This window comes from Paracoccus sp. ME4, assembly GCF_046736325.1.
Classification (GTDB): Bacteria; Pseudomonadota; Alphaproteobacteria; order Rhodobacterales; family Rhodobacteraceae; genus Paracoccus.
The window spans coordinates 47,697-61,684 of the sequence record NZ_CP151277.1 but is presented as its reverse complement, the minus strand read 5'-3'; the positions used below and the strand labels follow the sequence as shown (position 1 = coordinate 61,684).

Below are 13,988 nucleotides of genomic sequence, written 5' to 3'. Positions count from 1 at the left end.
GTTGGCAGCCTTACCCGAAGGCTTCCGGCTCGCATTGCGCGCAGACCCCGCCTCCCCGCTCCTCGTCGAACTCCAGCTCGGAGACGCCGAACCACCATTCGCAGCAGACGCTGCGCTCGATGGGCATGCCCCCGTCGAGGAGCTGATCCTCGAGCTCGTCTTCACCGATGTCGAGCTGATGCCGCTCGATGATCGCGGTCAGCGTCGTGCAGGTCCCCTCCAGCTCATGCTGGATCTCGGCCAGCTTTGCATCGCTCAGCCTGCACATCCCCTGCCCTCCGCGGATTCTCTGATGTTGGCATGATCGCAGTGACTGCAGGTCCAGTTGCGCTCTGCGCGGGTGTTGGGAAGCGCCGTCCCGTGCTCGTCACAGTTCGGGCCGATGCCGCACCGGTCGCAGAACGCGGCCATGCCGTGCGCGTGTGTCGCGGCACGAACCCCGCTGAGCGCCCAGGCGATGGCACGGGCCGTGTCGAGGAAGGCCTCGCCCTGGCACAGGCGTGGCGCCGCGCAGATCGTGTTTCCGAAGCCCAGGGGGAAGATGCCCGACCCGTCCACCAGGAGGGTGGTGTCGGGGCGATGAACCACATACCAGCCTTCCGGGAATCCGTCCCGGTAGACGATGTCGGATTTCGCGGGTGCCTGGGCGGTCATTGCAGGTCTTTCGAAGAGCGGCGTGCCCTGGAGGCGCTGGTTGTCGGTGCCGGTCATTCCGCACCCCCGTAGACGGCCCTGGTGCAGGCCAGGCGCTTTTCGAAGTTCTCCGCGCTTCGCTCGTCCTTGAGAAAGCCGAGACACCGGTCATAGGCGAATTCGAGCTCCAGGTATTGGCGGGAAACCGTGTAATAGTTGTTGTCTTCGGACCTGCAGCCGGCCAGGGCCACCATTGCCGCAACCCCCAGGAGGAGGCCTTTGCTTGTCTTGCGGGTCATTTCTTCCAGCGCTCCTTGTATTTGGCGATGAAGTCCGGGGGGAATTCGGTTTCCTGCCCACAGTGCCGGAACTGCGAGCCGGTCCATTCCATGCGGCACCAGCAGTCGCTCGCCATGCAATAAGGCGCGTAGCCGGGCCGCTTCATGAGGTTGTTGCGCACGACCGAGCCGTAATCGGTGGGGTCCCTGAGATCGCCTTGGGTCATGCTGCCGACGCCTTTGTTATTCGCATATTTTGTAACAGACGGGCTTGCAGACTTCAATGTGTTTCGGTAAAAATGTGAAAAAGCAATCACCACAGGGAAGAGAGCAGCATGAGCGTTCCTGTCTATCGCCCCCGTGGCGCAGATGACCTGCAGGCCTTCGCGAATGCCCGGAAGGATTTCCTGGAAGACGGCCTGGACGGGGATGGCTTCATGGCTCTTCCGGCTCATGCATTGGTGCATGCCGTCGGGCTCATCATGGACCTCGTGATCGACCGGGATTGCGACCGCGATCGCCGGATCACGTCGATCGTCCATGACCCCCGCCGTCATGAGGCCGTCGTGGTCTGCGGCGGGAACCACATCCCCGACAGGGAGAGCTCCGCGCTGGAACTGATGCGCATGTCCGATGCGCGGATCACGGCAAATCGCCAGCTGGCCGTCGAGATCATCGAGAGGGCGACCCGGATCATCGACCTCGGCAATCGTGACGGCGTGCCCCACCGTGAGACCGGAGCGCCGCGCATGGCGGCGGAGAAGCCGGACATGACGCATTTCGACGCCGCGCTCGCGGTGGTGGAGAAGCGCATCTCCACGCTGGGCATCCTGACCTCAGACGATGACGACTGGCCCGAGAAGGATGACAGCCTGGACGCGGATGTCATGCGGGCCTTCGAGCACCTGCGGCAGGCGTTCGACGGCACACGGGCGATGTGCCTGGTTCAGTGCGATCGCAAGATGGGCGAGGAGGTCATCATGATCCCGGCGGGGCCCGAGATCGGACGTGCCGAGCTCCGCGCGGCGCGGCACGCGATCATGGGGGCGGCCCGCCTGATGACCAGTCCGGCCGATCACTCGAACCATCTCGATGGCATTCACGAATACGAGCTGCGTCAGGCTCGCGAGGAGGCCGATCGCCAGGAGGAGCGGGCGGCGCTGCGGCGCTCCATCGGTGCCCTGCCCGGCCTGCTGAATGGGCTGTCCGATCCGGTCGCCAGCGGCGTCCGCGGCTGGCTCGACGAGAACCGGCCTTTCCCGGTCTACCGGGATCGCAAGCCCAACCCGCTCCGCGACATGTTTCCCGATGAGGTCGTGCAGGCCTGGGGCCCGGAGATTGTCGAACTGCTGCCCATGGCGATGCACCGCGGTGGCGAGGATGGTCTGAAGGCGACCCGGGCCCTCGCCGACGCCCTTTCGGAACGGATGGCCCTGCCGATCCGTGCCGCCCATCAACCTGATCTGTGAGGAACGGATGTATTCTGCGAAAATCGATATCGGACAAGGCGTCCCCACCAAACCGGAGGATGCCGTCATGTCGCCTCCCGGAAGCTCTGAATTCGGCCGCATGCTGGAGGCCTTCTCTGCCGCCCGCGTCATGCGCCGGACCCTCACACTGAATGCGCTGCGCGGCATGCTGATTATCAGTGCCCAGACCGGTCCCATGACCTATGCCGAATTTTCGGAGTGCTCGCGCTTCTCCGACAATCCCAAGCTGAACTACATGATCGGGGCCAGCCTGATCGCACAGCTGTCCGACGGCCGCGGGAATTATCCGGGGCTGCGGCTCTGTGAACGGCATCCCGGCGCGGATCGCCGCCAGAAGGTGGTCGTCATCGGGCGTGACGGCCGTGCGATGACCAGGCATTTCCTGAATGCAGCGGGGATCGCCTGCCCATCGCTCGGCCGCGACTGGATCGGCGCCCGCCTGCTGCCGGCGCTCGATGCGGTCATCGATCGCGATGCCGGCCTGGCCCTGTCGACATTCTGCGTGCTGCTGGACATCGCGCACAACGCCGAGCGCTTCGAGGGCGGGGCGGAGTCGGTCAGTAAGATCTCCAAGCGGCTGGGGGTCAACAACCTGCCCAACCACATCGCCCGGCTGTCCGGCATGCCGCGCGGCCGCAACGGCCCGAACACCCATCCCGCGCTGATCACCATGCATGGCGTGCCTCACGACCAGCGTGCGCGCTGGCCGGCACTGAATGAGCGTGGCCGCGAGATGATGACCGCTTTTGCAGAGCGGCTGAGCGTAGCGCCGGAACAGATCTCGGCGTGACGCGCGCTGTGCGAAAATTGGAAGTATGATGAAAAAGGATTACCATTCATGACCATCAACACCGTGTCCGAGCAGGATCTGGGATCGACCATTGCCCGGCAGATCGATGCAGCCATCTCCAGCGCCGCCATCCGGGCCGAGGAATCCATCAAGAAGACCGGGCCGATGGCCCTGACGCTGAATGGTCACAAGCTTCACGAGGCTTACATGGCCGCTCTTGGGGCCGGGGACGAACTCAAGCGCGCGATCGGGGACATCCTTTCCGTCGCCAGCCTGGTCGGTCGCGGGGGCAGTGTGACGGCCGTTGGTCAGCCCCCCGCCCCCCAGGCCTTCGCTCCGCAGGCACCGATGTCGCCGGAAATGCGTGACATGCCCCAGATCTCCATGTCACTGCCCGTCACCCGGGAGCAAACCGATGCCCGCATGACCGCGGTCGTGGTCAACGATGCCCTGATCGACCAGAAGTCCAGGGCCGTCACGGGGGTGAGCTATAGCTCGGCGATCAAGGGGCTGGCCGCAACCGTCGTGGATACCGGTGACGGCATCGTGATCCTCGAGGGCAGCCAGATCCACGTCCCGGAGGCGTCCAACCTCACCTCGCCGCAGTATCTGTCGGATCGCGAGACCATCCTGCGCACCGCTGTCCTGAGTGAGGACGGGATCCGCCGCCTCGATCGTGACTTCAAGGTGAAGTCGTTCACTGCCGCAATGTCGGTCGTCACCGGGATGAACCGCAACGGGTCAGGCTGGGTCGATGCCGAAGGCAATGCGCCCGCATCGGGTCACGGCATGAAGCCGGAAGCGCTGGCCGCAATCACCAACTGGACCCGCATGTTCGGCGCTTCGCCCACGATCGGCAAGCGCAAGTATGCGAGTGCGAAGAAGCGCTTCTACGCCCCCGCCCCGTCGGTCGTCACCGGTCCCGGAGATGCGCGCTTCACGCTTGATGAGGCCAACCTGAACTGGCTGCTGGAGCCGGGCCTGTGCGGCTACCTGCTGCTCGCCTTCGGCGGCGGGGTCATCCAGGTCCATGCCGGGATGATCGAGTTCCCGGGCGGCTCAGCGGTGATCAAGGTGACCGCGATCAACGCCGGAAGCGGCGCGGAGGTCGTTTTCGGCAAGGGCAAGGCGCTGCGCCTGAACATCGAGATCCCCGACGCCGAAAAGTGATTGCAGGATTGCCGTCCGGACTGAACACTCCGGACGGCAATGGCGCGGTGCGACTACAGGCCTGTAGCAACGAGGAGAAAGCCCAGACCATGACAAAAATTACCGGAGCCCAGTTCAAGGACTTCTACCAGAACCATTGGCCCGGGAAGCCCGGCGAGGTCTGGCACGAGGACAGCGAATACGAGATCGAGGACGAGCAGGGCAGATGGATCCTGCCGCTCGACGCGATCCTGGAGACGAACAGACTCGGATATCTGCACTACGACCGGACGAACGAGACGCGCGACTTCGACACGGTATGGGAAGAGTTCGTTTCGGAGCGCCGCGGCGACATGATCCTGACCCTGCGCGTGCCGGCGGGCAAGCTGGAGGGGCTGCGCGCGGCGCTGTCGGAACTGGGCATCAGCCCCATCGAGGAGGGGCTCGACACCCACCCTGCGCCCGGCGATGATCGGGAGGGAGAAGGTCCGGCGGTCTGAAGGAGGAAAGGATGGCGGAATTCGCGACTCCGACGCATGGTGATGGCCGTTCGGCGGCCCTCTCGGACTGCGGACGCTGGCGCTGGCGTCTCGATCGCCCGATCGGGGACGGCCGTGTCGTCGCCGCGGTCTTCGGCATCAACCCCTCGACCGCCGATGCGCTCCGCGACGATCCCACCGTGCGCAAGTGGCGCGGCTTTGGCCAGCGCCTGGGCTGGGGCCGGGTGATCGTCGGGAATGTCTTCGCCTGGCGGGCCGCGAACGTCCGGGAACTGGCCCGCGCGGCGGACCTGTTCGGCCCGGACTACGAGCGCCACCTGGACGACATCATACGGGACGCGGACATCCTGGTGCCCTGCTGGGGCGCTCGGGACAAGATACCGCGCGCGCTGCGCCCCGAACTCGACCGGATGAAGGCGCGCCTCGCGGCCTCGGGCAAGCCGATGCATTGCTGGGGGATGACCGGGAGCGGTGATCCCTGTCATCCGCTTACGCTGGGTTATGCCACGCCGCTGGTTCGATACGCGTGATGATGGAGGACGCCTCGCCGTGACGCCAGGTTTGGGGGCTCTTTCCCACGGCACCGGCTTGCGGGCATGTCCGGCCCACCAATCCTCCCGGGAAACCCCGTTTGTTCACGGCGGTGAAGGTGCCACCATATGAAGAAGTTACGATGCGCTTCGAACCGGAGATCCCCACCGCGGAGCAGGTGCGACGCCATCGCGAGGCGCATGGCTCAGGCGTGGTGGAGGCCAAGGTCCATCTCGAAAGGCTGGCCACCGGGGAGGCGCTGGCGGCGCTGATGCGGGATGGCACCGCGGAGGAGAAGGTGGACTGGCATCTGCGTCGTTACGCGCAGGAGCACCACCTGCCCCTGCCCGACCTCACGGATCGGGCTGATCCGGATCCCCGTGCCGCCCCAGAAGGTCCTTGACCAGCACCACCGGGAGGGCGCAGAGCCAGATCCCGATCCGGACCAGCGCGACGGCCGCCATTACGGCCAGGTAGATCAGCTGGAGATTGGCGGCCTTTCTGCCGCGCAGCTGGATACCTCCGGCCTTGAAGGATGACCGACCGGGATTGGTGAGGTTGAGGGCGCCGGCCCGATTGGTCACGGAGACTGATCCGCCACGTTTCGAGAGGTTGTAGCGGAAGGGCCCCCTGCTCCAGCGACCGATCATCTGCCAGCGGCCGGACTGGTTGGCGATGCGCAGGCCCGGTGCAACCTTGGCCGATGCGCGAAGACCGTGCTTCGTGTTCGCAGTGACGGTGACGCCGCCGATCTTGTGCTGGGTGCGCGCCGATAACCCACCGGTCCTGGAGGCGCGCAGATTTCTCCCACGATGCTCGAGACGGACCTGATCTCCGTTTCTGTCTCTTCTTCCAAAGCCGAACATTTTTTCTCTCTTGTTTTTTGTGAAGGTAAAATGAGATCTGAGACCGACCGCAGGGCGGCCGGTCGGATGGGTTTTTTCTTTAGTGTGCTGTCGGACCGGTCCGGTCAGGGAGAGGGGCTGTCGTCGTCCTTGCGTTCTGCCGCAGCCGCCCTGAAGATTTCGGAGAGCCTGTCCGCCGCGTCCATCCGCTTGATGATTTCGGATTGCGGGACGAACTGGATGTCGCGCGCCTGGTAAGCATCCCCGTAAGGCAGGTGGATGAGCGCGCTGTCCGGCCCCCTGTCGGCAAACATGTAGCAGGCATGGCCGTCCGCGACCGGCACGGAGTGGATCCGGCCCGTATTCGGGCCGTCATAACCCGCATTCCTGAGCCAGGCCTTCAGGGCCGAGGAATGCGTATCCTCGCGGGCCCGCTCCTTGTCGATGTCGAAGTTGGCATAGTCCGGCTCGCCGAACGCGACCTCACGTGGGCAGGTATAGATCTTCATTTTTCACTTCTCCGTTCATCCGGGTTTCGGCGCGTCGTCCGGGCCGACGTCGGCCGCGGGCAGCTGGCGGGGCAGCGGCCTCATGTCCATGTCGCGACCCAGGTCGCGGTAGTGCTGTTCAAGCATCGCACGCCTCTCGACCATGAGCTGCTCCATTCTGCTCCGAAGACGCTCGATGTCTTCAGCGTCCAGGCGCCCCTCGTTCAGGCCGACCGTCGCATGCCTGTGCGCCGTGCTGACGTCCTTGATTTCCTCGTCCACCTCCGGGATCCAACGCTCCGGTAAGGTGGAGCGATCATGGATGATGTCGTCCCGGCCAGGCGCGTATTCGCCGTGGATCATCTCGCGCCATTTCTCGACGCGGGTCGACAGATAGAGGCTTGCGAAGCGATCGACGATGCCGCCCGCCCGCGCGAGGACCTCCCGGATCCGGTCCGTATCTTCGCCGAAGGCGCCCCGCGGACGGATGATCGAGACCATCGTGACGGTGTCGCGCCTGGGAAGTGCGGCCATGTGGAACTCGACATGACCCAGATCCGCGCCACGGATGTCGAATTGCACCTTCCAGACGTCCCGGCCCGCCACATGGGCATACCTGGTCTGGACCATGAGGCGCCCGCCTTCGAAGTCGAAATGGCGGGTGGAGGGCAGGTCGAGATCATTCCGGTGCTTCAGGATGGCCGGAACCAGCTCGTCTCGCATGCGTGCGAGGCCCGGCTCGCGCGCGGCAGTCAGGCGGGCGAACCGCTCCTCCGGGCGCTCGCCGGTCGCGATGCTCGCGATGCGGCCGATGATGCCGATCCCTGCCTTGCCCATCCTGCAGCCTTCTCGAACATACGGTTATCTACCCGGGTTGATCGTAGCGGTGGCAAACGAAAAACCATAGGTCCAAGTCGTTTTATATGGAACTCCATCTAGGTTTGCTATATATATTTTCGCAAATACATACCAAAGGTTCCGTCATGCCGCGCATCGCCTCGCATCACCGCTGGAAGGATCACGAGCACGTCCCGAGCGGGGATTGGCCGGAAGACTGCACGGTGCAATGGGGCTCCAGCGGCATCGTGCTCGGGAAGACGTCGCGCATGACGGCCTTCTTCGAGGCCTTCCCGGGCGGAGGCTTCATCCGCGGCGAGGGCGATACGATCGCCGTGGCGGAAGAAGACGCGCTTGCGCAATACCGCAGGAAACTCGCCTGCCTGGACCATCACTGGCAGCGCGGTCGATACGCCAATGGCGGCGCCATCTGCAAGCGCTGCGGCTGCTTCGAGACCCGCTTCCATCCGATCGTCACCTTGGGCGGCTGGCGGAACAAGCCCGACCTGGGAGATCTGACCTTCATCCTGGGAGGCACCTATCTCTTTGCGCATTTCCGGGCTCTATCCGATCGGGATGCGCCGCGACGCCATCAGCGCGAGCGCTGGCTGCGACTGCGCGTGGCCGGCATCGACTTGCCCCCGCTTCCGACCGAGGATACGGGCGAGGACCATGGGACGCATCCCTGGAACGTGGAGGCGCGCGACCGGATCATGGAATGGGCTGTGGCCAACGGCTACCCGAACGACACTTCGGAAAAGGCGCCTTTCACGATCAAGGGCTTCCTCTCCGCGTTGGAGAACCGCTGCTTCACGCATGCTCATGCGGAGTGGCTCGCATCGCGCAAAGTGCCATGAGCGCCGGCCGCAAGCTCACCGAGACGGAGCTGCGTGTCCTGGAACTCGCCAGCTTCGGTCAGGGCCGCAAGCCGGTCTCGGACGATGATATTCCGGCACGCAACGGCGAGGATCTCTGGGGAGATGTGATCCCGGGTCGCAGGGCATGGAACGCGATGGTCGCGGCGGGACTGGTCTATCTTCCGATCGAGGATCCGATCACGCTCGATGATGGCAGCCCGTTCACCTTCACGGCGTTTTATGAACTGACCGATCGGGGCGAGGCTGCGCGTCGCAGCGGCACCATGCCGCCTGCCGCGGATCAGGATTAGGTTTTTTCGCTCATCTGGCGGAATCTTCCAGAAGGTTGGATCGGGCCGCCCGGTCCCGACACTGGAAGGCATCGATCATGGCGAAGACGCGCACGACATTCCACATCGACCACGAGTTCGAATACGGCTTCACTTGGGGTGGTGACGTCGGTTCCCGCCCCGAGGAGGAAGACTACCTGGCGCGCTACAGCGTCATCCCGGGACGCGCGGCCGGCCGGATCAGCCCGCCGGAGACGGACACGGTGGAGATCGGCGACATCCTGCGCTACGAGGCGGCCGATCCATTCGCGGCCGATGCCCGGGGTGAGCCGGTGGCGGTCGACGAGGCGCTGCGCGACGAGATCGCCGACTGGCTGATCGACAATCGCCAGGAGGAGATGTTCGGCCATGCCGTCGACCAGATGCGCGACATGAACGACGACGCAGCAGATGCCATGCGCGAGCATGAAGAACGCTACGGCGCCTTCGGCTGCTCCTGATCGAGAGATGGTCGGCCGGGGGCGGACTTGTGGCGGCGTGCAACCATGGTGGTGGCTGGCCGATGCACGATCATTGCCGGGCCAGCCAGTCGATCATATATTGATCGTGAAGAAAGCGGACACATGACGATGATCAGGATCGCGGATCACCCCCAGCTTGCGCTCATCTGCTGGAACCGGGACCGGGGCGCCCAGGTCGAAGAGGCGGAGGCCTTTGCGCTCTACGAGCGCAATTGGCACCTGGTCGACCGTGAGGCGATGGGGCCAGGTGAGAAGGCCCTGCTCGCTCGGCTCACGGCCGATTTCGGCCATGGCATCCTCAATGTTTGACCGCCCCCACCACCAGAAGATCGCCAAGCTGCTTGCCCTGCTCGATCCCGATGTCATGGCGCGCACCGACTGCGCCTTTGCGGGCGGAACATACATCTCGATGTCCCTGGGGGAATTTCGCCGCTCCGACGACCTCGATATCATCTGCATGAGCCCTCAGGGATATGCGGAGCTGAGGTCCCTTCTGAGCGATGACCCTTCTGCATTGTTTCGGAAACCCGTGAGCTACAAACGCGAGCTTCGGATGGACCCATATCGCTTCCATGGCTTTCTGGATGTCGATGGATCTCCCGTGAAGCTGGAGGTTTTCGTCGAGCATCGAATCTCCGTGAGCGCGGTTCATGACCCGAAACTGGGGCTGCCCTGCCTTTCGATCCCGGATCTCTATGCAGAAAAGCTGCTGGCCTGCACGGATCGGGTTCTCGACAAGTCGACCAACAGCCGTGACATCATCGATCTGGCCATGATGATCCGGAGCTGGGGGTCGATACCGGCGGAGTCGCTCGCGAAGGCTGTCGGGGTCTACCGGGATCCGGTGCTGGCGAGCTTCCGAAAGGGGCTCGGCCTCCTTCTCGAGCCGGACTACATGCGCAAGGCCTTGTCCGACCTCGACATGGATCCATCCCTGGCGGCCGAAATCACAGCGACACTGGAACAGGCAGCCGTCGACATCGGCCGCGCGCCGGAGGAGCTCGCCGAGCGTGACAGGCGTGCGCTGGCCGCCGGCACGGATCCCGATGGGCCTCCCGCAGACCCGTTTCAGTTCACGGGGAGAGAAGGCGTTGCGTTCCTGCATGGCATCGAGGAGTGCCGGGACATGCACGGAGACCTCTCATGGCCCGTGGTCGAGCGTATCGCAATCGACAATGCGCTCATGGTCGGAGGATCGCAGCCACACGAAATCGCGGACTTCCTGGCAGGAAACAGCCCCGGAGCGGTCTACCCGGAGCGACACCATGCGCTCCTTCGGATCGCGGAGGTCCGGGCAGATTTCCTGGCCGATCTCGGGAAGATACCGGGTGCAAGGTAGGCCCTAGAGCCCGATCGCCGGAGCTTCCGGGTCCCGGCCATCCAGAGCCAGCATATCCGGGTCGAACCCGGCCGCGGCCAGGATGCGTCCGATCTGATCGCGATACTGTTCGTCGACGAGCCCCTCGACCCGGTCGGCCTTCTCCGCGAAGCGCGAGAGCAGATCCTCCCCATGGAGTTCCGACTGATCCCGGAGCCGGTTCAACGCGTCGATGAGGCCATCACGATCCGCCTTCGTCCGGATTCCGGCCGACATGAGATCTGCCGCCGCCTTGCGTGCGGCATGGACCCGCGCACGGGCCGCATCCGGAGCCCGGGCATCCGTCGCTTCCAGCTCCGCGTCGTAGCGGTTGCGATAGGGCGCATCCGGGGTCAGCTGGCCATGGATCCAGGTGATCTTGCAGCGGACCGGCTCGCCGGTTGGGTGACCGCGCAGCGCGATCATGAACTCCTCCGGCGAGATGTGCAGCTCGACCAGCTGGTTGCGCTCCCGGACCCGTTCGCGGCCGAAGTCGTCCGTGACCTCGGCCTTGCTGATGGTCATCCGGACGAGATCCGACCCGGCACGGCTGTAGTCGGAGTGCAGCCCGTCGCGACTGCCGGAGACCTGGCTGATGGCGGCGGTGAGCATATGGGCGCTTCCGGACTCCCGGGCGCTCAGGATGTGCGGGTTGCTAACCTGGTTCAGCATCCGGCAGAGCTCGTCCGCCGCCGCGAGCGCCTCCGGGATGCCGTCGCGGCTGCGAAGCCCGACCGTCATGCGCCGCAGACGCGACGCGTGCGCGTCATCATCGAGCGGCTCGTAGTCTTCGAGGCCGATCCCGGTGGCCAATGTCCTGAGGGACCAGGCCAGCACCTCGCGCAGAACCGCGGCCTCCTGCGGGCTGTAATGGTCGACCGCCGCATTCAGGAGCGGGTTCGAGAGCCGTGCCTCCTCGATCGGATGGGGAACGCTCTTCGCCTCTTCCGGGGGCGCCAGGCGCAGCTGCTCGGCGGCCTGCATGATCCGCGAGGCGTTGATGACGGTGTTGGCCGCCTCGACCTGCATGGCGACCATCCGCTTGGACAGGATCTCATGGTGCATGCCGACGTAGAATTCGGCGTTCCGCGCCTGGTCCGCAACATCAAGGTCGCGAATGGCCTGGTCTGTGAACTTGGCAGACAGCGGCAGCTTGGCGGCGCGGATCGAGGCGATGATCCGATCGACGCCCTCCGGTCCCCTGAGCGCCACATCCTCGATCTTGCCATCGATGACCGCCCGGTCGTCGCGGCCGGCCGGGGCGAAGGGGCCCAGGTCGTAGCCGCCAAGCGCCTCGCCGGTCATCCAGATGTTCGGATCGCCCCGGTTGCTGCGCAGGATCAGCTTGGTCAGCGCCTCCTCGGAGGCCAGCACGCTGATCAGGGTCTCACCCGGAACCCGGTCCCCGGTCTGGGGGTCGGTCCGCCCGGCGATCAGCTCGATCCGGTTGAAGGCACGCGACGGCACCGGCTGCCCGAAGAGCGCGACCGGCACGCCACTGGCCACCCGCTCGATGCGCAGGAAGGCCTGAGACAGGAGCGGGTCGGCGCCTGCGGCATGGAGACGGGCCTTCTCGGCAACCACGATCCGGCGCAGGATCGCGACCCGTTCCGGATCCGCGGACAGCTCGGCACGGTGCTCTGCGATGTAGCGCTTGATGGTCTGAAGTTTCATGCTGAGGTATCCCACGAAGTATTCAGGCCATCATCCGAGATTCACGAGAAAATCCCTAGCCTCGGATCAGGCTGCCATCCGATCAGGCTAACGATCCTCTTCGGAACGCTTCTCTTTGCGTGAATCAACGTGCGGCCAGCAGCTTCGAGACGATGTCGAAACCGCGGTGCGCATAGGTCTCCCGCGACATGTCTTCCATCTGGCCGATGAGCTCATCCGCGCGCGGGCCGCCCGCTTCGATGTCGCAATAGGGCAGGATGTTGAAGAGGATCCAGGCGGGGTAGCGGGTGTCAATGCTCGTCCAGCCTGCGAACATCTCGGCCGAGTATTCGCCCCAGGCATCATAGAAATCTGTCGCGCCGATCTCGATGCCGGTCTCGCGCAGAGCGGAGCGAGGCGGACCGGACACGACCTCAGCCTCGTGCAGCTCCGCGTCCAGCCGGACGCGGAGGGCTTTTGCATTCCGGGGGTCCGGACGATCCGGCCTGCGCCTCCTCGATCGGACGGCTCAGTCGAGACCGAATGCCGCCCGCACCCGCCCCAGAACCCGCCCTGCCCGCTCGCGCGCGATCTCCGTGGATGCGTCGAGGACCCGATGATACACGTCCGGATCGAGAGCCAGCTCGGCGCGCCGTTCCCGGATGGGTGCGATCAGCTCCTGCAGGATCGGCTCAAGCCGGCGTTTCAGGGCCATGTCGCCCAGCCCGCCGGCCCGGTAGTGCTGCTTCAGCGCCTCGACTTCAGCGGTATCCGGATCGAAGGCATCCAGCATCGCGAAGACCACGTTGCCCTCCACCCGGCCCGGATCCGAGACCCGCAGGTGATCGGGGTCCGTATACATGGCCATGACCTTGTTGCGGATGGCGGCCTCGTCATCCGAGAGCAGGATCGCATTGCCGGCGGATTTCGACATCTTGCCGCGGCCATCCACGCCCGGAAGCCGGGCGCCGGCGGAGAGCATGAGCTCGGCGCGCCGCAGCGTTCCGGCTCCGCCGGCCCGGTTCATCCGCTCGACGATCTCGTTGGCGATCTCCAGGATCGGGGCCTGGTCGGCCCCGGCTGGAACCAGGTCAGCGTCGAAGGCGGTGATGTCCGCGGCCTGGGAGACCGGGTAGCACAGGAACCCAGAGGGCACCCCGCCGGTGAAGGCGCGCTGCTCGATCTCGGACTTGGTGGTCGGGTTGCGCTCGAGGCGCGCGACGCTGACCAGATTCATGTAGAGCATGGTCAGCTCGGCCAGCTCCGGGATCCGGCTCTGGCGGATGATGCGGCTCTTCGTGGGATCGATGCCCACGGCCAAGTAGTCGAGGACCAGCTCGCGGACGCTGGAGCGCACCTTGCCCGGATTGCCGGCATTGTCGGTCAGCGCCTGCAGGTCGGCGATCAGGACGAACTGCTCGTTGTGCTCCTGCAGGTCCACGCGGGCCTTCAGCGAGCCCGCGTAATGGCCCAGGTGAAGCTGCCCGGTGGGCCGGTCGCCGGTCAGGATGGTCCGGCCGCGGATGCCGGAATGGGGGCTTGGAAGGATGGTCATCGAAGTGCTCCGTGCTGGGATGAGGGAGCCGCCTCGCCGTTCCGGATCGGAGCCCGCGCATATGCCGGACCGCGCCATGAATGGCGGGCGGCATGTTCGGGATCGAGAGTGGATGGAATCCGGAAGTGGCCGCCGTCAGAGGGCGGGCCACCAGAGATGCACGAGGCTGATCGATGCGTTTTCCATGTCGCGATGATAGACGATCCAGGCTGGA

Annotated in this window: 21 protein-coding genes; 11 read left to right on the top strand and 10 right to left on the bottom strand. The window is 65.1% G+C overall.

What is annotated here, in order from left to right; translation table 11 throughout:
* Nucleotides 1-10: 10 nt before the first annotated feature.
* The 4 genes from AACG61_RS15805 to AACG61_RS15790 are packed head-to-tail and all read right to left on the bottom strand — an operon-like array spanning nt 11 to nt 1,366.
* Nucleotides 11-268 carry a hypothetical protein gene (locus tag AACG61_RS15805; protein ID WP_411839922.1) on the bottom strand — a complete coding sequence of 86 codons (258 nt, stop codon included), beginning with the start codon at nt 266-268 and terminating at the stop codon, nt 11-13.
* Nucleotides 256-711: a hypothetical protein gene (locus tag AACG61_RS15800; protein ID WP_411839921.1), complete on the bottom strand. Its 456-nt coding sequence runs from the start codon at nt 709-711 to the stop codon at nt 256-258. Before AACG61_RS15800 ends, AACG61_RS15805 begins: the two co-directional genes overlap by 13 nt.
* A complete protein-coding gene (locus AACG61_RS15795) occupies nt 708-932 on the bottom strand; it encodes a hypothetical protein (protein ID WP_411839920.1) in 225 nt (74 codons plus the stop codon). Before AACG61_RS15795 ends, AACG61_RS15800 begins: the two co-directional genes overlap by 4 nt.
* Complete coding sequence (locus AACG61_RS15790; RefSeq protein WP_411839919.1) at nt 929-1,366, bottom strand: hypothetical protein; 438 nt, start codon at nt 1,364-1,366, stop codon at nt 929-931. Before AACG61_RS15790 ends, AACG61_RS15795 begins: the two co-directional genes overlap by 4 nt.
* A 27-nt stretch (nt 1,367-1,393) precedes the next feature.
* Between AACG61_RS15790 and AACG61_RS15785 the strand changes: the two genes are divergently transcribed.
* From AACG61_RS15785 to AACG61_RS15760, 6 genes are all read left to right on the top strand, one after another.
* A complete protein-coding gene (locus AACG61_RS15785) occupies nt 1,394-2,380 on the top strand; it encodes a hypothetical protein (RefSeq protein WP_411839918.1) in 987 nt (328 codons plus the stop codon).
* Nucleotides 2,355-3,191, top strand: a complete 837-nt coding sequence (locus AACG61_RS15780) for a hypothetical protein (protein WP_411839917.1) — start codon at nt 2,355-2,357, stop codon at nt 3,189-3,191. The genes AACG61_RS15785 and AACG61_RS15780 overlap by 26 nt, the downstream gene beginning before the upstream one ends.
* Before the next feature lie 48 nt (nt 3,192-3,239).
* Nucleotides 3,240-4,361 carry a hypothetical protein gene (locus AACG61_RS15775; protein WP_411839916.1) on the top strand — a complete coding sequence of 374 codons (1,122 nt, stop codon included), beginning with the start codon at nt 3,240-3,242 and terminating at the stop codon, nt 4,359-4,361.
* 89 nt (nt 4,362-4,450) lie between these two features.
* Nucleotides 4,451-4,840, top strand: coding sequence for a hypothetical protein (locus AACG61_RS15770; protein WP_411839915.1), 390 nt, complete (start codon nt 4,451-4,453; stop codon nt 4,838-4,840).
* An 11-nt stretch (nt 4,841-4,851) separates the two neighbouring features.
* A complete protein-coding gene (locus AACG61_RS15765) occupies nt 4,852-5,370 on the top strand; it encodes a DUF1643 domain-containing protein (RefSeq protein WP_411839914.1) in 519 nt (172 codons plus the stop codon).
* Nucleotides 5,371-5,513: 143 nt separating this feature from the next.
* Complete coding sequence (locus AACG61_RS15760; protein WP_411839913.1) at nt 5,514-5,774, top strand: hypothetical protein; 261 nt, start codon at nt 5,514-5,516, stop codon at nt 5,772-5,774.
* On the opposite strand, the gene AACG61_RS15755 is transcribed toward AACG61_RS15760, so the two are convergent.
* The 3 genes from AACG61_RS15755 to AACG61_RS15745 all read right to left on the bottom strand — a co-directional run bounded on the left by AACG61_RS15755 (nt 5,725) and on the right by AACG61_RS15745 (nt 7,541).
* Nucleotides 5,725-6,237: a hypothetical protein gene (locus AACG61_RS15755; RefSeq protein WP_411839912.1), complete on the bottom strand. Its 513-nt coding sequence runs from the start codon at nt 6,235-6,237 to the stop codon at nt 5,725-5,727. The two genes, AACG61_RS15760 and AACG61_RS15755, sit on opposite strands and share 50 nt — an antisense overlap.
* A 104-nt stretch (nt 6,238-6,341) precedes the next feature.
* Nucleotides 6,342-6,725, bottom strand: a complete 384-nt coding sequence (locus tag AACG61_RS15750) for a hypothetical protein (RefSeq protein WP_411839911.1) — start codon at nt 6,723-6,725, stop codon at nt 6,342-6,344.
* A 15-nt stretch (nt 6,726-6,740) separates the two neighbouring features.
* The gene (locus AACG61_RS15745) at nt 6,741-7,541 is read right to left on the bottom strand and encodes a hypothetical protein (RefSeq protein ID WP_411839910.1); all 801 of its coding nucleotides are present in this window, start codon (nt 7,539-7,541) and stop codon (nt 6,741-6,743) included.
* A gap of 146 nt (nt 7,542-7,687) precedes the next feature.
* Here AACG61_RS15745 and AACG61_RS15740 point away from each other — a divergent pair, with 146 nt between their 5' ends.
* The 5 genes from AACG61_RS15740 to AACG61_RS15720 all read left to right on the top strand — a co-directional run bounded on the left by AACG61_RS15740 (nt 7,688) and on the right by AACG61_RS15720 (nt 10,548).
* On the top strand, nt 7,688-8,398 hold the full coding sequence (locus AACG61_RS15740) for a hypothetical protein (RefSeq protein WP_411839909.1): 711 nt from the start codon (nt 7,688-7,690) through the stop codon (nt 8,396-8,398).
* Complete coding sequence (locus tag AACG61_RS15735; protein WP_411839908.1) at nt 8,395-8,709, top strand: hypothetical protein; 315 nt, start codon at nt 8,395-8,397, stop codon at nt 8,707-8,709. The genes AACG61_RS15740 and AACG61_RS15735 overlap by 4 nt, the downstream gene beginning before the upstream one ends.
* A gap of 77 nt (nt 8,710-8,786) precedes the next feature.
* Nucleotides 8,787-9,188 (top strand): hypothetical protein, encoded by a 402-nt coding sequence (locus tag AACG61_RS15730; protein ID WP_411839907.1) that lies wholly within the window; start codon nt 8,787-8,789, stop codon nt 9,186-9,188.
* Between the two features lie 123 nt (nt 9,189-9,311).
* Nucleotides 9,312-9,518, top strand: a complete 207-nt coding sequence (locus AACG61_RS15725) for a hypothetical protein (RefSeq protein WP_411839906.1) — start codon at nt 9,312-9,314, stop codon at nt 9,516-9,518.
* Nucleotides 9,511-10,548: a nucleotidyl transferase AbiEii/AbiGii toxin family protein gene (locus AACG61_RS15720; RefSeq protein ID WP_411839905.1), complete on the top strand. Its 1,038-nt coding sequence runs from the start codon at nt 9,511-9,513 to the stop codon at nt 10,546-10,548. The genes AACG61_RS15725 and AACG61_RS15720 overlap by 8 nt, the downstream gene beginning before the upstream one ends.
* 3 nt (nt 10,549-10,551) lie before the next feature.
* On the opposite strand, the gene AACG61_RS15715 is transcribed toward AACG61_RS15720, so the two are convergent.
* The 3 genes from AACG61_RS15715 to trpS all read right to left on the bottom strand — a co-directional run bounded on the left by AACG61_RS15715 (nt 10,552) and on the right by trpS (nt 13,774).
* Nucleotides 10,552-12,240: a hypothetical protein gene (locus AACG61_RS15715; RefSeq protein WP_411839904.1), complete on the bottom strand. Its 1,689-nt coding sequence runs from the start codon at nt 12,238-12,240 to the stop codon at nt 10,552-10,554.
* 124 nt (nt 12,241-12,364) lie between these two features.
* Nucleotides 12,365-12,649, bottom strand: a complete 285-nt coding sequence (locus AACG61_RS15710; RefSeq protein ID WP_411839903.1) for a hypothetical protein — start codon at nt 12,647-12,649, stop codon at nt 12,365-12,367.
* A gap of 99 nt (nt 12,650-12,748) precedes the next feature.
* On the bottom strand, nt 12,749-13,774 hold the full coding sequence (trpS, locus tag AACG61_RS15705; RefSeq protein ID WP_411839902.1) for a tryptophan--tRNA ligase: 1,026 nt from the start codon (nt 13,772-13,774) through the stop codon (nt 12,749-12,751).
* Nucleotides 13,775-13,988 lie beyond the last annotated feature (214 nt).